The sequence below is a fragment of the Streptomyces sp. KPB2 genome (assembly GCF_003950055.1).
GTDB classification, from domain to species: Bacteria; Actinomycetota; Actinomycetes; order Streptomycetales; family Streptomycetaceae; genus Streptomyces; species Streptomyces salinarius.
Genome location: NZ_CP034353.1, coordinates 3,236,677 through 3,257,134 on the forward strand (window position 1 = coordinate 3,236,677; position 20,458 = coordinate 3,257,134).

Here is a 20,458-nt window from a genome sequence, read left to right on the forward strand (position 1 = left end):
GTCAGGCTCCCTTCTTCGTCGTACGGCGTTCGGTGGGCTGGGTGACGCGGTCGAGCATCAGGCCGAGGCAGACGATCGCGGCGCCGGCGACCAGGCCGGTCGCCAGGTCGCCCTGGGCGAGGCCGAAGACGACCTGGTAGCCGAGCGCGCCACCGCCGACCAGACCGCCGATGATGACGACGGCGAGGACCAGGACGACGCCCTGGTTGACGGCGAGCAGCAGGGCCGGCCGGGCCAGCGGCAGCTGGACCTGGCGGAGCTGCTGACCGCTGGTGGCGCCGAGCGAGCGGGCCGACTCCATGGCGGCCGGGTCGACCTGGCGCAGCCCCTGGGCGGTGATGCGGACGACGGCCGGGAGGGCGTAGACGACCGCGGCGGCCACGGCGGGCGCGCGGCCCACGCCGAACAGGGCGACGACCGGGATCAGGTACACGAACTGCGGCATCGTCTGGAAGACGTCGAGCACGGGCCGCAGCAAGCGCTCGAAGCGGTCGCTGCGGGCGGCGGCGACACCGGTGGCGAAGCCGATGACCAGGGTCACGGCGACGGCGGCGAGCACCTGCGAGAGGGTGTCCAGGGACGGTTTCCACACGCCGAGCACGCCGATCGCGGCCATCGCGAGGACGGCGGTGAGCGCGGTGCGCCAGGTGCCGATCAGCCAGGCCAGGGCGGCGACGATCAGGAGCACGGACCACCAGGGCAGCCACTGGAGGCCGTCGCGGAGCGGGTTGAGCACCCAGCTGGTGAAGTGCGCGGCCCAGTCGGCGGTGCCGCCGACGACGGGGACACCGGAGTAGAGGTGGGCGGTCATCCAGTCGACGGCCCGGTTGACGGGCTCGGCGATGTTCAGCTCCCAGCCGTCGGGCCAGTCGAGGAAGCCCGCCAGTCGCCCGGCGAGCGCGACGGCCGCGGCGACGACGAGGGCGTACAGCCAGGTCACCGGGGACTTCCCGGACTCGCCGAGACGCTCCCCGGCCGCGCCGGTGACGCGGTCCAGAACGACGGCGAGCAGCACGATCGGGATGCCGGCCGCGAGGGCCGCGCCGACGTCGACGGAGGCGAGCGCCTGGTAGACGCGGTCGCCGAGGCCGCCGGCGCCGATGACGGAGGCGATGACGGCCATGGACAGCGCCATCATGATCGTCTGGTTGACGCCGAGGAGGAGTTCCTTGCGGGCCAGCGGGATCCGGGCGGTCAGCAGGCGCTGGCGGCTCGTGGTGCCGAGGGACTCGACGGCCTCCAGGACCTCCTTGTCCGCGCCGCGCAGGCCCAGCGAGGTGAGCCGGGCCATGGGCGGGGCGGCGTAGACGACGGTGGCCAGGACGGCGGCGGGGACACCGATGCCGAAGACCAGGACGACGGGGAGGAGGTAGGCGAAGGCGGGCAGCACCTGCATGGTGTCCAGCACCGGGCGCAGGACGCGGTCCATCCGGTCGGACAGGCCCGCGGCGAGGCCCAGCAGGGCGCCGACGGCGACGGACGCGAGGACGGCGACGACCATGAGGGCGAGGGTCTGCATCGTCGGCACCCACATGCCGAGCAGGCCGCAGGCCAGGAACGCGGCGGCGGTGCCGAGGGCCAGCTTGACGTCGGCCACCCGCCAGGCGACCAGGGCGCCGATCGCGGTGACCCCGGCCCAGCCGACGGCGAGGAGGGCGAGGTACACGGCGCGTACGGCGATGACGACGATGTTGCTGACGTGGCCGAAGAAGTAGAGGAACAGGGGGTGGCTGTCCCGGTTGTCGATGATCCAGTCGCTGGCCCTGCCGAGGGGTTCGGAGACGTCGACGGTGAGGGGGGTGGGCCAGGTGGCGCCGGGCCACTGGGTGACGGCTATGGGGATGAGGATCGCGGCCGCGACGGCCAGGATCGCGAGCTTGCGGACGGCTCTGCTGGTGAGGATGCCCGGCGGGGCGGGCTTTCGGGGCGCTGCGGTGATCGTTGCCATCAGACCGACTCCTCGGTGGTGGCTGGGCGTGGGTCGGTCGGCTCACGGCGCTCGCCGGGTGCCGCTGCGCCCACCCGTGCCGCCCCAGCGGCACGACTGCCCGCAGCTACGTCACTGCCCGCAGCTGAGTCTGTGCCTGCTACCACCGACAGGAGGTCTGCCGCGTCGACCACGCCCAGGCAGCGGCCCTCGTGCATGACGCGGGCTGCCGAGCCTGCCCTTGCCACCGCCTCGATGGCCTCCGAGACCGTGGCCTCGGGGCGGATCGCCGGGCCCGTGCCCGCCTCGTCGGCCGAGGTGGCGGGGCGCATCGCCGTGCGGACGGTGAGGACCTGTTCGCGCGGGACGTCCCGGACGAACTCGCGGACGTAGTCGTCGGCGGGCGAGCCGACGATCTCCTCCGGGGTGCCGAGCTGCACCACGCGGCCGTCGCGCATCAGGGCGATGCGGTCGCCGAGCTTGAGGGCTTCCTGGAGGTCGTGGGTGATGAAGACCATCGTGCGGCCCTCCTCGCGGTGGAGCCGGACGACCTCCTCCTGCATGTCCCGCCGGATCAGCGGGTCGAGCGCGCTGAACGGCTCGTCGAAGAGCAGCACCTCGGGGTCGACGGCGAGGGCGCGGGCGAGGCCGACGCGCTGGCGCTGGCCGCCGGAGAGCTGGCCGGGGCGGCGGTGTTCCAGGCCCTCCAGGCCGACCTTGGCGACGACGGCGGCGGCGCGCTCGCGGCGCTCGGCGCGGCCCATGCCCTGGACCTCCAGGCCGTAGGCGACGTTGTCCAGGACGGTGCGGTGCGGGAGCAGGCCGAAGTGCTGGAAGACCATGGCGGCGCGGTGGCGGCGCAGTTCGCGCAGCCGGGACTTGTCCATGGCGCGGACGTCCTCGCCGTCGATGGCGATGGACCCGGCGGTCGGCTCGATGAGGCGGGTCAGGCAGCGTACGAGGGTGGACTTGCCGGAGCCGGACAGGCCCATGACGACGAAGACCTCGCCCTTGCGCACGTCGAAGGAGACGTCCGCGACGGCGGCGGTGCAGCCGGTGCGGGAGCGCAGCTCGGCCGGGGTCAGTGCGGTCAGTTCCGGGTCGGCGGGGACGCGGGCGGCCTTGGGGCCGAAGACCTTCCACAGGCCGTCGACGGAGAAGACCGGGGGTCGCTCGGCCACGGTGTCGGTGGCGGCGGTGGTGTCCTTGGCGGTCGTGCTCATCGGGCGTCACCGCCGATCAGCTCGACGGCGCGCTCGCCGACCATGAGGACGCCGATCATCGGGTTGACGGCGGGCATGGTCGGGAAGACGGAGGCGTCGGCGATGCGGATGCCCTGCAGGCCGCGGATGCGCAGCTCGGGGTCGACGACGGCGCTCTCGTCGGTGGCGGCGCCCATCTTGCAGGTGCCCGCCGGGTGGTAGACGGTGTGGGCGACCTTGCGGGCGTACTCGCTCAGCTCCTCGTCGCCGGTGACGTCCGGGCCGGGGCAGACCTCGCGCTTGAGCCAGCCGGCCAGCGGCTGGGACTTGGCGATCTCGCGGGCGATCCTGATGCCGTCGACGAGGGTGCGGCCGTCGTAGTCGTCCTCGTCGGTGAAGTAGCGGAAGTCCAGGGCGGGCTTGACGGACGGGTCGGCGCTGGTGAGGTAGAGGCGTCCGCGGGACTTCGGCTTGGGGATGTTCGGGGTCATGGAGACGCCGAACTCGGGGCGCTCGTAGCCGAGGCGCTCCGGATTGTCCGTGAACGGGATCTGGTAGAAGTGGAACATCAGGTCGGGGCCCGCGTGTTCGGGGTCGCGGCGCACGAACAGACCGGCGTCCGAGTCCATCGCGGAGTTGTCCGGGATGGGGCCGTTGGTCTCCCACACGATCACCGACTCGGGGTGGTCGAGCAGGTTCTCGCCGACGCCAGGCAGGTCGAGCACCACGGGTATGCCGAGGGCCTCCAGCTGGTCCTTGGGTCCGATGCCGGAGTGCAGCAGCAGGCGCGGGGAGTCGACGGCGCCGGCGCTGAGGACGACCTCGTTACGGGCCTTGACCAGGATCTCCTCGCCGTCCTTGGTGCGGACGTGGACGCCCTCGGCGCGGGTGCCGTCGAGTTCGAGCTTGTACGCCCAGGTCTCCAGCATCAGCGTGAGGTTGGCGCGCTCGTCCATCACGGGGTGCAGGTAGGCCACCGACGCGGAGGAACGCTTGTTGTTCTCGGGGTGGTAGGCGAGGTCGAAGAAGCCGACGCCCTCGGTGAACGGCTTCTTGTTGAAGCCCTCGACGCGGGGGACCTCCAGCGTCTTCTGCGCGGAGTCGACGAAGTCGCGGGCGATGGCGTTCCGGTCCTTCTCGTCGACCGGGACGATGTTGTTCTTCAGCCGGGCGAAGTACGCCTCCATCGGCACCGCGCCCCAGCCCTTGGCACCGGCGGCCTCCCACTCGTCCCAGTCGGACGGCAGCGGCTTGAAGGCGATGAGGGTGTTGTGCGAGGAGCAGCCGCCGAGGACGCGGGCGCGGCTGTGCCGGATGTGCGAATTGCCGCGCGGCTGCTCGGTGGTGGGGTAGTCGTAGTCCAGCTCGCCGCCGAGCAGGCCCATCCAGCGGCGCAGGGTCAGCACGTCGTCGCGGCCGACGTCGCTCGGCCCGCCTTCGATGACGGCGACGGTGACGTCCGGGTTCTCGGTGAGGCGGGAGGCGATCACGGAGCCTGCCGTGCCGCCGCCGATGACGACGTAGTCGTAGACCTGGGTGGTTTCGGGCATGGGGGTACTCCAGAGGGGGTGGGGACGGGTGCGACGGGAGGGAACGGGTGGTGCGGGAGGGTCAGCCCGAGAACCAGCGGACGGGCTTGGGCGCGAGGTTCTGGTAGACGTGCTTGCTCTCGCGGTACTCGGCCAGGCCGGCGGGGCCGAGTTCGCGGCCGACGCCGCTCTTGCCGAAGCCGCCCCACTCCGCCTGCGGCAGGTACGGGTGGAAGTCGTTGATCCAGACGGTGCCGTGCCGCAGCCGGCCCGCGACCCGGCGGGCCCGTCCCGCGTCGGCGGTCCAGACGGCACCGGCCAGACCGTACTCGGTGTCGTTCGCGAGGGCTACGGCCTCGTCCTCGGTGCGGAAGGTCTCGACGGTGAGGACCGGCCCGAAGACCTCCTCCCGCACCACCCGCATCTCGCGGTGGCAGTGGTCGAGGACGGTCGGCTCGTAGAAGTAGCCGGACTCCGGCCGCTGGGGCGACGGCTCGGGGCGCTTGCCGCCGCAGCGGAGTTCGGCGCCCTCGGCGAGCGCGGAGGCGACGTAGTCCTCCGTCTTGGCGCGCTGCTGCTCGGAGACGAGCGGGCCGCACTCGACGCCGTCCTCGGTGCCGCGGCCGAGGCGGATCTTCTGGGCGCGGCGGGCGAGTTCGGCGACGAAGCGTTCGCGGACCGACTCCTCGACGATGAGGCGGCCGCCGGCGGAGCAGACCTGGCCGCTGTGGATGAAGGCGGCGTTGAGGGCCTGGTCGACGGCGGTGTCGAAGCCCTCCTCGGTCTCGCAGGCGTCGGCGAAGACGACGTTGGGGTTCTTGCCGCCGAGTTCGAGGGCGACCTTCTTGACGGTGACGGCGGCGGCCTGGGCGACCTTGGTGCCGCTGACCAGGCCGCCGGTGAAGGAGACCAGGTCGACGTCGGGGTGCTCGGCGAGGCGGGCGCCGACGGTGTGACCGGGGCCGGTGACGATGTTGGCGACGCCGGTGGGGAGGCCGGCCTCGACGAGCAGGTCGATGAGGGCGACGGTCGTCATCGGCGTGATCTCGCTGGGCTTGATCACGAAGGTGTTGCCGGCGGCGAGCGCCGGGGCGATCTTCCAGCTGGCCTGGAGCAGCGGGTAGTTCCAGGGCGTGATCATCGCGCAGACGCCGACCGGCTCGTGCACGACGACGCTGTGGATGTCGGGCGAGCCCGCGTCGACGACCCGGCCCGGGGCCTCACCGGCGACGAGGTCTGCGAAGTAGCGGAAGGCGTCGGCGACGCAGTCGATGTCGACGCGGCCCTCCTCGACGGTCTTGCCCGCGTCGCGGCTCTCCAGCAGGCCGAGCTTCTCTCGGTCGCGCCCGAGCAGATCGGCGACGCGGCGCAGCAGGGCGGCGCGCTCGGCGACCGGGGTGTGCGGCCAGTCCCCCGCGTCGAAGGCGCGGCGGGCGGCGGCCACCGCGAGGTCGGTGTCCTTCTCGTCGCCCTCCGCGACCACGGCGAACGGCAGGGCGTCCGCGGGGTCGAGGATCTCGCGCGTGGCGCCGGAGGACGCCGCGAGCCACTCGCCTCCCGCGTGGATGGTCCGGTGCGCCTGCTCCGCCGGGGTGTGCGTGCTGTTCGCCATGGTCGGTGTTGCCTTCCGTTCCTGATCGATCCCCCTGCGTCACCCACGTGTCGCTCTCGGGGACCGGGAGCCCCTGCCCCGCGGCCCCGTTTGCATGCCGAATCGGTGGCCGAAAGTGCGGCGCATCACGAAGAAAAGGGACGAAACGTGGCTTCACGGGCTCCGGAAACGGGCACGGGCCCCGTCCCGGTCGGAACCGGAACGGGGCCCGTGCGGGCGTCGGGGGCCGACTCAGATGAGGCCGAGACCGCGGACCGCCTCGCGCTCCTCCGACAGCTCCTTGACGGAGGCGTCGATACGGGCGCGGGAGAAGTCGTTGATCTCCAGGCCCTGGACGATCTCGTACGAGCCGTCCTTCGTGGTGACCGGGAAGGAGGAGATGATGCCCTCCGGGACGCCGTAGGAGCCGTCCGACGGGATGCCCATGGAGGTCCAGTCGCCCTCGGCGGTGCCGTTGACCCACGTGTACACGTGGTCGATGGCGGCGTTGGCGGCGGAGGCGGCCGAGGAGGCGCCGCGGGCCTCGATGATGGCGGCGCCGCGCTTGGCGACGGTCGGGATGAACTCGTCGGCCAGCCACTTCTCGTCGTTCACGGTCTCGGCGGCGTTCTTGCCGGCGATCGTGGCGTGGAAGATGTCCGGGTACTGGGTGGCGGAGTGGTTGCCCCAGATGGTCAGACGCTTGATGTCGGCGACCGTCGAGCCCGTCTTCTTCGCGAGCTGGGTCAGCGCGCGGTTGTGGTCCAGACGGGTCATGGCGGTGAAGCGCTCGGCCGGTACGTCCGGGGCGGCGGCCTGGGCGATCAGGGCGTTGGTGTTGGCCGGGTTGCCGACGACGAGGACCTTGATGTCGTCCGCGGCGTGGTCGTTGATGGCCTTGCCCTGCGGCTTGAAGATGCCGCCGTTGGCCTCGAGGAGGTCGCCGCGCTCCATGCCCTTGGTGCGGGGGCGGGCGCCGACGAGGAGGGCGACGTTGGCGCCGTCGAAGGCCACGTTCGGGTCGTCGGTGATCTCGATGCCCTGGAGCAGCGGGAACGCGCAGTCGTCCAGCTCCATCGCGGTGCCCTCGGCGGCCTTGAGCGCCGGAGTGATCTCCAGGAGGCGCAGCTTGACCGGCACGTCCGCGCCGAGCAGCTGGCCGGAGGCGATGCGGAAGAGCAGGGCGTAACCGATCTGGCCGGCCGCGCCGGTGACGGTGACGTTCACGGGAGTGCGAGTCATGGCGTTCTCCGTATGACAGCTGGCGGGTGGGGCGTCCCGGCCCCGGGCGTTTGATCGATCTCTTGGTATCAAGAGATCCATCCAGCCGTCAGGCTATCGCGCCCGTGGTGTCCGGCACGTCCGGGTCGGTGTGGCCCGGCCCACAGGACTGCCTCATACGAAGAAAGAGGCGGCCGCCTGTCCGGGAGAGGGGGACGAAGGCGACCGCCGCTCGGGGATACCGTTGCCGGACTCCCGTGGGGGTACTTCTCGCGTGCCCGTGACGCCGCGGGGCATGCCTGCCGAGGGCGAAGTTTTCTCGCCCCGCCCCCTCGCGCCCCCCTCGCGCCCCCTTACGGCCCCGCCTCGTACCGCCTGGGTGCCCGGCTACTTGGTGCACCCCTGCGTGCCCGACGCCAGCGTCGCGCAGGCGGTGGCGTCGGCCGCGGAGTCCACGGCGACCATCGCGGTGTACGCGACGGTGTCCCCGGCGTTGCCGACCGTCGCCCGCTGCTCGTTCGCACCGCCGGCGTTCACCCGGATCTCGTCGCCCTGGGCGGCCTGGGTGACACGGGCCCACGCGGCGCCGCACACCTTGCTGTACCGCACCTCGACGGAGGCCGTGCCGACGACGGCGGTCGCGCCGGTGGTCACCAGGTCGCCGCCGCAGCCCATGACCTCCGGGTCCTTGCCGGTGCAGGCGTCGCCGCCGCACTTCACGCCGGGCGGCAGCTTCGGCTCGCTGCTCACGGTGGGCGACGGGGAGGGCTTGGTGCCCTCGTCCTTCTTGTCGCCGCCGTCGTTCAGGAGGAAGAAGGCGCCCGCGACCACGACGAGCACGCCGACGACGCCCGCGACGAGCGTCGTCATCCGCTTGGCGCCGCCGCCCGGGGACCGGCCGGACGAACGGGGGCGGCCGCCGTGCGGGGGCTCGCCGTGGGTGCCCGACGGGCCGGTGCCGGGCGGGCCGGCGACCGGGCCGAGCACGCTGGTCTCGTCGGGCCCGGCCGGCCGCGCCGCCGCTCCGGTACCGGTCCGGGGCCGGGCCGTGCGGTCGCCGGTCGGTGCGGGCCCCCGGTAGCCGGCGAGCCCCCACGAGTTGCCCTCGGTCGCTCCGCCGGAGGACGGGGCGGGGGCACCGGGGCCCCGGACCGCGCCGAGGACGGAGTCGGGGCTGTCGGCGGCGGTCGGCTGGGCCGGCACCGTCGGCGGCAGTGTGGGCGACACCCCGGCGGGACCGGCGATCCCGGACGCGGCCGCGGCTCCACCGCCGTGGCGGCCGCTCCGGCTTCCCCTGCCGGTCGCGCCGCCGCTCCGGTCGCGGCCGCCCGACTTGGCCGCCGAGTTGCCGGACTTGGCCGCGGGCGTGCCCAGTTCACCGAGCGCGGCACGCGCCTGGGAGATCCGGATGGCCTCCATGGTCATGTCGTGGCGCATCTCCGAGCGGCTCCAGGCACGCTCGGCCAGCTCCCACATGGTGGTCAGGTGGACCGGATTGGTCCGCGTCACCTCGGCCAGGGCCACGATGGCACCCTTGGGCGCCAGCAGGCGGCCGTTCAGATAGCGCTCCCAGGACGTCTTGCTGTAGCCCGTGGCGTCGGCCACCGAGGCGACGCTCAGCTCGCTGCGGTCCACGAGCCGACGCAGCTGGCTGGTGAACTCCCTGATCTGCGGATCGAGTTCATCCGGCAAGGCCTTCCAACGAGGCACTGCTTCCCCCTCTTCCCCCGGTGACGTGCTGGTCGTTCCCCCGCTGGTGGCCGCGCGCGGAGTCCTGCGCGCGACACCTGGTTCTGGCTACCCACAGGGATGCGCCCGGTCAGGATCTCAGTTCCCGGGGTGGGGGCGCACAGGAGCACAGAGGCCGTGAGCGTGCACCGTCGCACGCCCGCCGACCCGTGGTCCAGTGTCCCACCGGCGTCGCCCCGCCCGGTACGGAACCCCGGGGAACGGGCCGCGTAGCGGAGTAGCGGAACGGTCACTTCCGTGCCACAGCGCCCTGACAGGCGTTGAACAGGGCGTTCCCCGTGCAGGAGGGTTGGTCCCGGCGACGGCCCGTCCTTCTACGGGGGTAAGGACGGGCCGTCGTACGGAGAAGCCGCTCCGTTCTAGCTGACCGTGAAGTGCAGGGTGTCCTTGAGGAACGGGATCTCCAGCACCGGCTTCGGCTGGGCCATCAGCGCCAGCAGGACGATGGAGAGGCCGAGGACGCCGTAGGTCGTGATGTCCGTGAAGCGGGAGCGCACGGCGAGCATGCCGACGTCGGGCACCACCCAGCGCAGCGCGGCGCCCGCCAGCAGCGCGGCGCCGATGAGCAGCGTCCCCCAGCGGAAGACGTCCAGCGCGGTCAGCAGCAGGCCGATGCCGACCAGCAGCACCACCGCGAGCACCGGCCACTGCCGGGCGGGCGCCGGGGCGTCGCGGGCCGCGGCCCGGCCGCCGCCCTCGGGACGCGCGGTGTCACGCGTGAAGAGCGGGAAGCGGCGGGTGACACGCCGCGGCCGCCCCTTGGCGTCGGGCGCGCTGACGGGGTCGCGGACGGTGAGCTCGTCCTCGCGCGTGGCGCCCGGGGAGGCTGCCGCGGCCCCGCCGCCGTCCGAGGCCGCCGAGGTCCGCGCGGGCGCCGCTTCCTCCGGGGCCGGGGTCCCCGCGTCGCCCCGCCGTTCGGGGGAGTTGGTGTCCTCAGCCGGCACTGCGCTCCGCCGCCTCCACCACGTTGACGAGCAGCTGGGCCCGCGTCATGGGGCCGACGCCGCCGGGGTTCGGGGAGATCCAGGCGGCCACCTCGGCCACGCCCGGGTGCACGTCGCCCATGATCTTGCCCTCGGCGTTGCGGGAGACGCCGACGTCGAGGACCGCAGCGCCGGGCTTGACGTCCTCGGGCCGGACCAGGTGCGGGGAGCCGGCCGCGGCGATGACGATGTCCGCGCGCTTGAGGTGGGCGGCCAGGTCCCGGGTGCCGGTGTGGCACTGGGTCACCGTGGCGTTCTCGCTGCGCCGGGTGAGCAGCAGCGGCATCGGGCGGCCGATGGTGACACCGCGGCCGACGACCACGACCTCGGCGCCCTTGATCTCGACGCCGTAGCGGCGCAGGAGGGTGAGGATGCCGTTGGGGGTGCAGGGCAGCGGCGCCGGCTCGTTCAGGACGAGGCGGCCCAGGTTCATCGGGTGCAGGCCGTCCGCGTCCTTGTCCGGGTCCATCAGTTCGAGGATGCGGTTCTCGTCGATGCCCCGGGGCAGCGGCAGCTGGACGATGTACCCGGTGCAGGCCGGGTCCTCGTTCAGTTCGCGGACGACCGCCTCGATCTCCTCCTGCGTGGCCGTGGCGGGCAGTTCGCGCTGGATGGAGGCGATGCCGACCTGGGAGCAGTCGCGGTGCTTGCCGGCGACGTACTTCTGGCTGCCCGGGTCGTCGCCGACCAGGACGGTGCCGAGACCGGGTGTGACACCCCTCTCCTTCAGCGCCGCCACGCGGGCGGTCAGTTCGGACTTGATCGCGGCTGCGGTGGCCTTGCCATCGAGAATCTGGGCGGTCATGCCCCCATCCTCGCGGATGACCGGCCCCGGGTTCCAATCAGGTCGGCATGCGGGCACCGCGCGGGACGCTTCGGGACGCCACGGGACACGTCCGGCCCTGTCCGCTCATGATCGGCGGTGTTGCACTTGCACAACGCATTGCGGACGGGCTGGACAAGTAAGAGTTCGGTCAAGAACGATTGGGCAGCACAGTGCCGCGGGGCCGTACCGGGGGGACGAACCGCTTCGAAGAAATTCCTCCGAGTCAGCCGCGCGTCGTCCCCGCACTTGACAGCGACGGAGGAAGACCCGCCATGAGTTTCGGCGATCCGAACAACCCCTACGGCCCGCCGCAGGGCGGCCAGCAGCCGAACTACGGCTACCCCCAGCAGCAGCCGCAGCAGGGCCAGCCCGGCTACGGCTACCCGCAGGCGCCCCCGGTGTCGGCCGGTTACGGCTACCCGGCCGCCCCGACCTCGATGCCCGGCACGGTCAGCGCGGCCCGCGTCATGCTGTGGATCATTTTCGGCCTCCAGCTCGTCGGCGTGGCCCTGTTCGCCCTCAGCGCCGCGAGCGTGGACGCCGCGAAGAACGACGACCAGCTCAAGGACGACGCCGCCTTCCAGCAACTGGCCGACTACTCGTCCGGCATGCTGTGGGGTCTCACGGCGTTCGCACTGGTGTGGGGTGTGATCGCGCTCGTCTTCGCGATCAAGGTCGGCAGCGGCGGCAACGGCGTCCGCATAGCGACCATGATCTTCGCCATCATCACCGCGATCCTCGGTCTGTACCCGTTCATCGTCGTGGGCCTGGTCCACACGGTGCTCGCCATCCTGGTCGCCGTGTTCGTCGGCAACGCGAACGGGTCGGCCTGGTACAAGCGTCCCCGCTACTGAGGACGGGGCGCCGGGCACCGCGACTGAACAGTTCGCGCCAATCACCACGCAGGGCCGTGTCTCACCCGTACGAGGGGGGCACGGCCCTGGTGCGTCGCCCTAGTCTGGCCTGGGTAGCCGTCAGGCACGGGGAGACGCACCTTGTACAGCATCATCGTGGTACCTCCGCCGACCACGGGGGACGACAACACCAGCACCCAGTACCGGCTCGCGCCCGGCGAACGGCTCGTCTTCGGGCGGTCCGTGCCCGAGGGCGGGCTGCTGATCGGGCACGACGGGGTGTCGCGCAGAGCGGGTGAGATCACGGCGCACGGCACCTTCTGGACCGTGAGCAACCTCTCCGCCCACCAGACCTACGTGGTGGAGAACCCGGAGGGCGCCGGCGAGCACATCAAGGTGGCGCCGGGCCGTCTCGACGCCCCGGTGCCGTTCGAGTTCTCGCGGATCGTGCTGCCCGCCGCCGGCGACCTGCTGCCCCTAGAGGTGTGGGCGCCGCGCCACGACTATCTGCGCGGCGAGGACGGCACCGACGGCGAACCGACCGCCCCGGCCTTCTCCGTCGACCGCACCAAGCGGTACTTCGCGGTGCTGGCCGCGCTGTGCGAGCCCAGGCTGCGCGGGGCGCCGCACGCGCCGCTGCCGACCGTGGACCAGGTCGTCGAGCGGCTCCGCCCGGCCTGGCCGGCCGCCTCGCGTACGTCGGTGCAGTGGAACATCGACTACCTCGCCGTGAAGTTACGGCTGAAGCCGGGCCCGGAGACCGCCGAACCCGGTCCCCGGCTGAACGGCAAGAAGGAGTCGCTGGTCTCCCTGGCGCTCCGCTTCGACCTGGTCCGCGAGGACGACCTGGTGGTCCTCGCGGCACCGTCCGGACAGGCGCTGCGATGACCGAGCCGTACGCCGTCCCGGTGCCCCGGGGGTACCGGGTGGGCGGCTGGGAGGTGCGCGAGCCGATCGCGACCGGCGCCTTCGGCAGCGTGTACGCGGCCCGCCGGGTGGACGCCGGGCCGGGCCCGCCGGAGACGGCCGCGCTGAAGTTCCTGCCCACGGGCACCGGCACCCCGCGGCAGCTGTCGCACCTGCGGGACCTGGTCGAGCGCGAGGTCGGGCTGCTGCGCCGGCTGCGGCGGCCCCGGCTGATCCGGATGTACGAGACCCTCACCGTCGACGACCCCGGCCGCCCCCGGCTCGACGGCGCCACCGTGCTCGTCCTGGAGCGGGCCGAGGGATCGCTGTCCGCGCTGCTCTCCGCGACGCCCCGCCCGCCGGCCGGGCCCGCCCTGCTCGCGCAGGTCTGCGAGGGCCTGCACCAACTGCACCGGGCGGGCTGGGTGCACGGCGACCTGAAACCGGCCAACGTACTGCTGATGAAAGACGGTTCGGTACGGCTCGCCGACTTCAACATGGCCGCCGAACTGGAAGGCACCCACGCCTACACACCCGCCTTCTCCACCCCCGACTACACCCCGCCCGAACTCCTGTGGTCCGAGATCGGCGAACGCGGCCGCCGGATCCGCCCCTCGGCCGACGTGTGGGCCTTCGGCGTCCTGGCCCACCTGGTGCTCACCGGGTCCTTCCCGCTGCCCGGCGGCACCCCGACGGCCCGCCGCGACGCCGCCGTCGCCTACTCCCGCGGCGCCCACGAGCTGCGACTGTCCCCCGAACTGCCGTCGCCGTGGCGGGAGATCGTACGGGCGTGCCTGACCCGTACGCACGCCGACCGGATCGGCACCGACGCCCTGCTGCGCCGGGTGACGGACGCGACGGGGAACGCGGGCGGCCCGGCGCGGTCGTCGCTGTGGCCCCGGGCCCGCTCCCGGCGCCGGGTCCTGGCCGTCGCCGCCGCGGGACTGCTCGCCCTCGCCGCGCTCGGGTACGGCCTCTCCCGCTGGGCCGGCGACGGCCGGGAGCCCGGCGCGGGCGCGCGTCCCGGCGGCACCGCGAGCGCCGTCGCCGCCGCCTCCTACGGCGCGGCCGAGCTGCGCACCGACCGGGACGTGCCGCCCGCCTACCGCCTGCTGATCGTGGAGACGGCGCACGACTGCGGCCACGAGGAGGTCAGCCCGGCGCTGATCGCGGCCATGCTGAAGGTCGAGAGCGACTTCGACCCGGACCTCGCCGACCCGGCCAAGGACGAGTACGGCATCGCCCGCTGGACCCCGAGCGTGCTGCGCTGGTGGATGAACGAGGACGGCACCCCGGGCGAGACGGTGCCCGAGCCGCCGTTCCCGCCCGCCGAGTCCATCCCGGCGATGGGCCGTTACCTGTGCTGGATCACGCCCCGCCTGGAGGCCGGCCTGCCGGGCGACCGCCGGGTGCTGGTCGCCGTCGCGTACCGGACGTCGTACCGGAAGGTGAACGACGCGGGCGGGGTTCCCCCGAAGTACCGCGACTACGCCGACCGCGTCGCTCACCACCTCAAGGAGTACACGCCCCGGGGCGGGAAGTGACCCTGAGAATTCCGAGGTACCGCGCGGCGGTCGTCCCAGGGACGGTGTGAGCACACCGCTTCGGCGGTGCGACCGGTACGACTCCGACGTTCACGGGGGAACAACCATGAACATCGTCAAGCCCGCAGCTCTCCTCCTCGCGGCCACGGCCCTGGCCGCGAGTTCCACGGTCGCGGCCACGGCCGCCGACAGCCCGGACGGCACCCGGGTGACCGGCCTCCAGCAGAAGGCCGGCCAGGTGCTGGCCGACAGCCCGGAGCCCCTGCGCGTGACCGCCGACGCGGTCGAGTACGAGGGCCTGACCGTGACAAACGCGCCCAAGACCCTGGGCGCCCGCGACCTGGCCTGCGGCTACGGCCACCTCTGCATGATCGTCAACGGCACGAAGTTCGACTTCTACAAGTGCCAGACGTGGAACCTGACCAACTGGACCGGCGACGGCCCGTTCACCAACAACCAGACGCCGGGCACGGTCGCCAAGTTCTTCAACAGGGACGGCAGCGTCCGCTGGACGTCCACGGCCTACGAGGCGGGCCGGGCGACCTGGGACCCGATCTGGTCGCTGCGCCCCTGCTGACCCGCCCACCCGGGCCCGCACACCGGCGTGACCCGCTCCCCGGGTCCGCTCTCCGGCGGCCTCCGGTTCCCTCCTCGGAGGGGCCGGCGGCCGCCGTTTCGCCGTGCCGGGTCACCGACCCGCCGTGGTGTCCGAATGCTTGGGCTGCCCTCACCCGCCCCCCGTACGCTGCCCCTTGTTGGACTGGGGAATGTTGACCCCGAGGGGAATCGGGGGAGGGGGACGACTCCATGTACAGCATCATCGTCGTGCCGCCGTCGTGCGGCAGCGTCGCCGAACAGCTCAGGATCGGCACCGGGGACCGCATCGAGTTCGGCCGGGCGGAGACCGACGGCGGCGGACTGACCATCGCGCACGAGGGCGTGTCGCGGGTCGCCGGGGAGATCGCCGCCCACCGGACGTTCTGGCTGCTGAGCAACCTGAGCGAGGACCAGACCTACGTGGTGGAGAACCCGGAGGGCGCCGGCGAGCACATCAAGGTGGCGCCGGGCCGGGTGGACGCGCCGGTGCCGTTCGAGCTGTCCCGCGTGACCCTGCCCGCCGCGGGGGACCTGCTCAGCTTCGACGTCTGGGCCCCGCGGCACGCCTTCCGCAGCGTCGAACGCCGGGGCCTGGAGGGGGCGGGCACCGTACCGGCGTTCGCCCTGGACCGCACCAAACGGTACTTCGCGGTCCTGGCCGCCCTGTGCGAGCGGCGCCTGCGGGGTGAGCCCCGGGCGCCGCTGCCCGCGGTCGAGGAGATCGTGGAGCGGCTGCGGCCCAGCTGGCCCAAGGTCAGCCGCTCGGCCGTGTACTGGAACATCGACTACCTGGCCGTGAAACTCCGGTTGCGACCCGGCCCGGAGACGGCGGAGCCCGGCCGGCGCACCCACGGCAAGAAGGAGTCCCTGGCCTCCCTCGCCCTCCGCTTCGACCTGGTCCGCGAGGACGACCTCATGGTGCTGGCACCGGTTCCGAGCGGGGCGAAGCGGTGAGCGGGCGGCCGTACGCGGTCCCGGTGCCGAAGGGGTACCGGGTCGGTGCGTGGGAGGTGCGCGAGCCGGTCGCCTCCGGCGCGTTCGCCACGGTCTACGCCGGGGTCCGCGCCGCGTCCGCCGGGCCGGGCGGCACCGGTGACGCCGACGGGCCGCCGCGGCGGGCGGCGCTGAAGTTCCTGCCCACCGGCACCCGCACCCCGCGCCAGCTGCACCACCTGCGCGACCTGGCCGAACGCGAGGTGCAGTTGCTGCGGCGACTGCGGGCGCCCCGGCTGATCCGGATGTACGACACGCTGACGGTCGACGACCCGGACCGCCCGGAGCTGGACGGGGCCACCGTCCTGGTGCTGGAGCTGGCCGAGGGTTCCCTGGACGCCGTACTGGCCCGGACGCCGGTGCCGGAGTCCGGGCCCGCCCTGCTCGCGCAGGTCTGCGAGGGCCTGCACCAGCTGCACCGGGCGGGCTGGGTGCACGGCGACCTGAAACCGGCCAACGTACTGCTGATGAAAGACGGTTCGGTACGGCTCGCCGACTTCAACATGGCCGCCGAACTGGAAGGCACCCACGCCTACACACCCGCCTTCTCCACCCCCGACTACACCCCGCCCGAACTCCTGTGGCCCGAGGTCGACGAGCGCGGCACCCGCATCCGCCCCTCGGCCGACGTGTGGGCCTTCGGCGTCCTGGCCCACCTGGTGCTCACCGGGTCCTTCCCGCTGCCCGGCGGCACCCCGGAGGCGCGTTCGGACGCGGCGATGCGCTATGCCCGGGGCCGTGAGGAACTGCGCCTGTCCCCCGCCCTGTCCGAGGCCTGGCGGGAGATCCTGCGGGACTGCCTGGCGCCGACCCACGCAGAACGCGCGTCCGACACGGCCGCGTTGCTGCGCCGGGTGGAGGAGGCTACGGGTGCCTCCCGGTCGGCCCGGCTGCCCAGGCTGCGCCCGCGGCGGTGGCGGCGCCCCGTCCTGTCGGCGGCCGTCGCGGCGGTGATCGCGGGTGCGGTCGGTCTGGCCTACACCGCCCCCTGGGAGCCGGAACCGGCCGCCGCCGCGCCTCCCACCTGCGAGAAGCCCGTCGTGTACGAGGACCCGACGCACGGCTCCGGTTACATGGCGGGCCTCAGCGGCACCTGGGACTTCACGATCAAGCGGGGCGACGGCGGCAGCCAGGTCCGCGAGCTCCAGTGCCTGCTCCGCCACCTCTACGGCATCAAGGAGGTCGGCGCGGTGGACGGCGACTTCGGCCCGAAGACGCAGGGCGCGGTCGTCGTCTTCCAGGAGCGGGCGGGCCTGGACGCGGACGGAGTGGTCGGACCGGCCACGTGGCGGGCACTGCGGGCGGGCCCCTGAGGGACCGGAAAGCGCCACGGCCCGTCCTCCCCGGGGAGGACGGGCCGCCGTGCGCGCGGCAGCGGTGGGCTCAGCAGCGGTGGGTACCGGCGAAGTCCCAGAACTCGGACCTGGTCTGCGGCCCGGCGATCCCGTCGACGTCCAGGTCGGCACCGTGGAGGTTCAGGTACCTCTGCAGCGCCCTGATCGTGTTGGGCCCGACGATTCCGTCGATGGGGTCGTCGTAGTAGCCCATGGCGTCGAACTTCCGCTGCGCCGCCTTCCAGCTGTCGGTGCCCAGCTTCCCGTCGATCGTGCCAGGGTTGTAACCGGTGGTGCGCAGCCAGCACTGCCAGCTCTTCGCATGGGCGGTGTCCAGCCCGAGGTTGTTCGTGGCCAGCACCACGGCGGCCCGGGCGCTCACCGACTGCTGGGCCGCCGCGGGAGTCGCCATGGCCGTGCCCGCGGTCGCCAGGCCGCCGGCGGCGATCCCGACCGCGGCGGTGGCACCGACGAGTGCCTTGGTGAAAGCTCGCATGCTGTTCCCCTCCATGTGGATGGTCCGTGCTCTTGCCCGTCGAGCACGAAGACCAGCTTGGAGAGCCGCGGCCGGACGCGGTACCTATAACGTTTCGGGATGCCCCGGGCACACGGCGCGGCCCGCCGGTGTACGGGGTGTACTACCGGCGGGCCGCCATGTACCTGCCGCTCAGTGGAAGAAGTGCCGCGTCCCCGTGAAGTACATCGTGACGCCGGCCTTCTTCGCCGCCTCGACGACCAGTTCGTCGCGGACCGAACCGCCGGGCTGGACCACGGCCTTCACACCGGCCGCGGTGAGGATCTCCAGGCCGTCCGGGAAGGGGAAGAACGCGTCGGAGGCGGCGTACGCCCCCTGCGCGCGCTCGGCGCCGGCCCGCTCCACCGCGAGCTTGGCGGAGTCGACGCGGTTGACCTGGCCCATGCCGACGCCGACGGAGGCGCCGTCCTTGGCGAGGAGGATCGCGTTGGACTTGACGGCCCGGCAGGCCTTCCAGGCGAAGGCCAGCTCGGCCAGCTCCGCCTCGGACAGCGCCTCGCCGGTCGCGAGGGTCCAGGTCGCCGGGTCGTCGCCCTCGGCCTGGAGGCGGTCGGTGACCTGGAGGAGGGCGCCGCCGTCGATCGGCTTGACCTCGACCGGGGCGGCGGGCGCCGCGGGGGCGCGCAGCACGCGGATGTTCTTCTTCTTGGTGAGGGCTTCGAGCGCGCCGTCCTCGTAGTCCGGCGCGACGATGACCTCGGTGAAGATCTCGGCCACCTGCTCGGCCATCTCCTTGGAGACCGGGCGGTTGACCGCGATCACACCGCCGAACGCGGAGAGCGGGTCGCAGGCGTGCGCCTTGCGGTGCGCCTCGGCGACGTCCGCGCCGACGGCGATGCCGCATGGGTTGGCGTGCTTGATGATCGCGACGCAGGGCTCGGCGTGGTCGTACGCGGCACGGCGGGCGGCGTCCGTGTCCGTGTAGTTGTTGTACGACATCTCCTTGCCGTGCAGCTGCTCGGCCTGGGCGAGGCCGCCGCCCTCGGGGGAGGTGTAGAGCGCGGCGGGCTGGTGCGGGTTCTCGCCGTAGCGCAGGGTGTGGGCGCGCTCGTAGGTGGCGCCGAGGAAGTCGGGGAAGCCGGACTCGTCGACCGGGGCGTACTCGGCGGCGAACCAGGAGGCGACGGCCACGTCGTAGGCGGCGGTGTGCTGGAAGGCCTCGGCGGCCAGGCGCTTGCGGGCGGCCAGGTCGAAGCCGCCGTCCTTGACCGCCGAGAGCACGTCGGCGTACCGGGCGGGGCTGGTGACGATGGCGACCGACGGGTGGTTCTTGGCGGCGGCGCGCACCATCGAGGGGCCGCCGATGTCGATCTGCTCGACGCACTCGTCCGGGGTGGCGCCGGAGGCGACGGTCTCGCGGAACGGGTAGAGGTTGCTCACGACCAGGTCGAACGGGGCCACGCCCAGCTCGTCGAGCTGCTGCCGGTGGCTCTCCAGGCGCAGGTCGGCGAGGATGCCGGCGTGCACCTTGGGGTGCAGGGTCTTGACCCGGCCGTCCAGGCACTCGGGGAACCCGGTCAGCTCCTCGACCTTGGTGACGGGCACACCGGCGGCGGCGATCCGCCCGGCGGTCGACCCGGTGGAGACGAGTTCGACGCCCGCCTCGTGCAGCCCGCGCGCGAGCTCTTCCAGCCCGGTCTTGTCGTAGACGCTGACGAGTGCGCGACGGATGGCCCGCTTGTTGCTTCCGGCGGTGGCGGTCACTGGATAACTACCTTTCGTCCCTCAATGCGATAGCCGTTGCGGGCGAGCCGCCCCACGACATCGACGAGCAGCCTTCGCTCGACTTCCTTGATGCGCTCGTGCAGAGCGACACCTTCGTCTTCGTAGTCCTCGTCCCGGACCTCCACCACGCCCTGCGCGATGATCGGCCCGGTGTCGACGCCGTCGTCGACGAAGTGGACGGTGCAGCCGGTGACCCTGGCGCCGTACGCGAGCGCGTCCCGCACCCCGTGGGCTCCCGGGAAACTGGGGAGGAGGGCGGGGTGGGTGTTGACGAACCGCCCGCCGAACCGCGCGAGGAACTCCTTCCCCACGATCTTCATGAACCCGGCCGAGACGACGAGGTCCGGTTCGTGGGCGGCGACGGCCTCGGCGAGCGCCGCGTCCCACTCCTCACGGGTCCCGTAGTCCCTGACCTTGCGGACGAAGGTCGGCACCCCGGCGCGCTCGGCGCGGGCGAGTCCCTCGATGCCGTCGCGGTCGGCGCCGACGGCCACGATCTCGGCCCCGTAGGTCTCGGCGCCGGTGGCGGCGATCTCGTCGAGGAGCGCCTGGAGGTTGGTGCCGGATCCGGAGACCAGCACGACGAGGCGCTTGGCTCGCCGGTCCACTGGCTTGGCGGCCACGGTGGGGGCCTTTCTCGGGAAAGCGATCTCTTTGTACGGTCGTACGAATGCTTCGCGTCCCGGGATACGGGGAAGTCTACGAAGCGGCCGACCGTCAGCAACGATACCGGCACACCGGACGGCCCCCTCGGGACGGGGGCGTGACCGGAAGGTAGCGTCTGCGTGGAGCGGGGGCGGGAACGCCGCCTGTGCGTCACGCGTTCACCAGACGTACCGGCCGGTTCACGCGCTCCACGGCACGCCCGTTCCGCCCGTTCGCCTGTTCCACCAGTCCACCCGTTCCACCAGCCGCCCGTTCACCGTCGCCAAGGGGAAGACG

At 72.8% G+C, this 20,458-nt stretch carries 17 protein-coding genes; 6 read left to right on the forward strand and 11 right to left on the reverse strand.

Annotation, left to right across the window (positions count from 1 at the left end):
* Position 1: 1 nt before the first annotated feature.
* The 8 genes from D1J63_RS14085 to D1J63_RS14120 all read right to left on the reverse strand — a co-directional run bounded on the left by D1J63_RS14085 (position 2) and on the right by D1J63_RS14120 (position 11,007).
* Positions 2–1,948, reverse strand: coding sequence for an ABC transporter permease subunit (locus tag D1J63_RS14085; RefSeq protein WP_125629144.1), 1,947 nt, complete (start codon positions 1,946–1,948; stop codon positions 2–4).
* Entirely contained in the window at positions 1,948–3,150 is a 1,203-nt protein-coding gene (locus D1J63_RS14090) for a glycine betaine/L-proline ABC transporter ATP-binding protein (RefSeq protein WP_125629145.1), read from the reverse strand. Before D1J63_RS14090 ends, D1J63_RS14085 begins: the two co-directional genes overlap by 1 nt.
* Positions 3,147–4,679, reverse strand: coding sequence for a GMC oxidoreductase (locus D1J63_RS14095; protein WP_125629146.1), 1,533 nt, complete (start codon positions 4,677–4,679; stop codon positions 3,147–3,149). The genes D1J63_RS14090 and D1J63_RS14095 overlap by 4 nt, the downstream gene beginning before the upstream one ends.
* A 61-nt stretch (positions 4,680–4,740) precedes the next feature.
* Entirely contained in the window at positions 4,741–6,270 is a 1,530-nt protein-coding gene (locus D1J63_RS14100) for an aldehyde dehydrogenase family protein (RefSeq protein WP_125629147.1), read from the reverse strand.
* A gap of 231 nt (positions 6,271–6,501) precedes the next feature.
* Entirely contained in the window at positions 6,502–7,491 is a 990-nt protein-coding gene (locus D1J63_RS14105; RefSeq protein ID WP_102932227.1) for a malate dehydrogenase, read from the reverse strand.
* A gap of 366 nt (positions 7,492–7,857) precedes the next feature.
* The gene (locus D1J63_RS14110) at positions 7,858–9,162 is read right to left on the reverse strand and encodes an XRE family transcriptional regulator (protein WP_241235559.1); all 1,305 of its coding nucleotides are present in this window, start codon (positions 9,160–9,162) and stop codon (positions 7,858–7,860) included.
* 416 nt (positions 9,163–9,578) lie between these two features.
* The gene (locus tag D1J63_RS14115; RefSeq protein WP_125629149.1) at positions 9,579–10,163 is read right to left on the reverse strand and encodes a DUF3017 domain-containing protein; all 585 of its coding nucleotides are present in this window, start codon (positions 10,161–10,163) and stop codon (positions 9,579–9,581) included.
* Complete coding sequence (locus D1J63_RS14120) at positions 10,153–11,007, reverse strand: bifunctional methylenetetrahydrofolate dehydrogenase/methenyltetrahydrofolate cyclohydrolase (protein ID WP_125629150.1); 855 nt, start codon at positions 11,005–11,007, stop codon at positions 10,153–10,155. The genes D1J63_RS14115 and D1J63_RS14120 overlap by 11 nt, the downstream gene beginning before the upstream one ends.
* Before the next feature lie 293 nt (positions 11,008–11,300).
* Between D1J63_RS14120 and D1J63_RS14130 the strand changes: the two genes are divergently transcribed.
* The 6 genes from D1J63_RS14130 to D1J63_RS14155 all read left to right on the forward strand — a co-directional run bounded on the left by D1J63_RS14130 (position 11,301) and on the right by D1J63_RS14155 (position 17,235).
* Positions 11,301–11,882, forward strand: a complete 582-nt coding sequence (locus tag D1J63_RS14130; protein WP_102930497.1) for a hypothetical protein — start codon at positions 11,301–11,303, stop codon at positions 11,880–11,882.
* A 141-nt stretch (positions 11,883–12,023) separates the two neighbouring features.
* Positions 12,024–12,770: an FHA domain-containing protein gene (locus D1J63_RS14135; protein ID WP_164712836.1), complete on the forward strand. Its 747-nt coding sequence runs from the start codon at positions 12,024–12,026 to the stop codon at positions 12,768–12,770.
* Entirely contained in the window at positions 12,767–14,332 is a 1,566-nt protein-coding gene (locus tag D1J63_RS14140) for a protein kinase (protein WP_125629152.1), read from the forward strand. Before D1J63_RS14135 ends, D1J63_RS14140 begins: the two co-directional genes overlap by 4 nt.
* A 106-nt stretch (positions 14,333–14,438) precedes the next feature.
* Complete coding sequence (locus tag D1J63_RS14145) at positions 14,439–14,909, forward strand: hypothetical protein (protein WP_102931607.1); 471 nt, start codon at positions 14,439–14,441, stop codon at positions 14,907–14,909.
* Between the two features lie 230 nt (positions 14,910–15,139).
* Complete coding sequence (locus D1J63_RS14150) at positions 15,140–15,883, forward strand: FHA domain-containing protein (RefSeq protein WP_125629153.1); 744 nt, start codon at positions 15,140–15,142, stop codon at positions 15,881–15,883.
* Positions 15,880–17,235, forward strand: coding sequence for a protein kinase (locus tag D1J63_RS14155; RefSeq protein WP_125629154.1), 1,356 nt, complete (start codon positions 15,880–15,882; stop codon positions 17,233–17,235). Before D1J63_RS14150 ends, D1J63_RS14155 begins: the two co-directional genes overlap by 4 nt.
* Before the next feature lie 70 nt (positions 17,236–17,305).
* Here the strand turns inward: D1J63_RS14155 and D1J63_RS14160 are convergent, their stop codons facing one another.
* The 3 genes from D1J63_RS14160 to purN form a co-directional block, all read right to left on the reverse strand.
* Complete coding sequence (locus tag D1J63_RS14160) at positions 17,306–17,752, reverse strand: peptidoglycan-binding domain-containing protein (RefSeq protein ID WP_125629155.1); 447 nt, start codon at positions 17,750–17,752, stop codon at positions 17,306–17,308.
* Positions 17,753–17,923: 171 nt separating this feature from the next.
* Complete coding sequence (purH, locus tag D1J63_RS14165; RefSeq protein WP_125629156.1) at positions 17,924–19,495, reverse strand: bifunctional phosphoribosylaminoimidazolecarboxamide formyltransferase/IMP cyclohydrolase; 1,572 nt, start codon at positions 19,493–19,495, stop codon at positions 17,924–17,926.
* A complete protein-coding gene (purN, locus tag D1J63_RS14170; protein WP_102927849.1) occupies positions 19,492–20,139 on the reverse strand; it encodes a phosphoribosylglycinamide formyltransferase in 648 nt (215 codons plus the stop codon). Before purN ends, purH begins: the two co-directional genes overlap by 4 nt.
* Positions 20,140–20,458: the final 319 nt, after the last annotated feature.

What these genes read in the sequence shown, in the direction of transcription:
- D1J63_RS14140 (WP_125629152.1), top strand. Translation starts at nt 12,767, where the DNA reads ATGACCGAGCCGTACGCCGTCCCGGTGCCCCGGGGGTACCGGGTGGGC.
- D1J63_RS14160 (WP_125629155.1), bottom strand. Translation starts at nt 17,752, where the DNA reads ATGCGAGCTTTCACCAAGGCACTCGTCGGTGCCACCGCCGCGGTCGGG.
- D1J63_RS14145 (WP_102931607.1), top strand. Translation starts at nt 14,439, where the DNA reads ATGAACATCGTCAAGCCCGCAGCTCTCCTCCTCGCGGCCACGGCCCTG.
- D1J63_RS14095 (WP_125629146.1), bottom strand. Translation starts at nt 4,679, where the DNA reads ATGCCCGAAACCACCCAGGTCTACGACTACGTCGTCATCGGCGGCGGC.
- D1J63_RS14105 (WP_102932227.1), bottom strand. Translation starts at nt 7,491, where the DNA reads ATGACTCGCACTCCCGTGAACGTCACCGTCACCGGCGCGGCCGGCCAG.
- D1J63_RS14150 (WP_125629153.1), top strand. Translation starts at nt 15,140, where the DNA reads ATGTACAGCATCATCGTCGTGCCGCCGTCGTGCGGCAGCGTCGCCGAA.
- D1J63_RS14085 (WP_125629144.1), bottom strand. Translation starts at nt 1,948, where the DNA reads ATGGCAACGATCACCGCAGCGCCCCGAAAGCCCGCCCCGCCGGGCATC.
- D1J63_RS14120 (WP_125629150.1), bottom strand. Translation starts at nt 11,007, where the DNA reads ATGACCGCCCAGATTCTCGATGGCAAGGCCACCGCAGCCGCGATCAAG.
- D1J63_RS14100 (WP_125629147.1), bottom strand. Translation starts at nt 6,270, where the DNA reads ATGGCGAACAGCACGCACACCCCGGCGGAGCAGGCGCACCGGACCATC.
- D1J63_RS14090 (WP_125629145.1), bottom strand. Translation starts at nt 3,150, where the DNA reads ATGAGCACGACCGCCAAGGACACCACCGCCGCCACCGACACCGTGGCC.
- D1J63_RS14130 (WP_102930497.1), top strand. Translation starts at nt 11,301, where the DNA reads ATGAGTTTCGGCGATCCGAACAACCCCTACGGCCCGCCGCAGGGCGGC.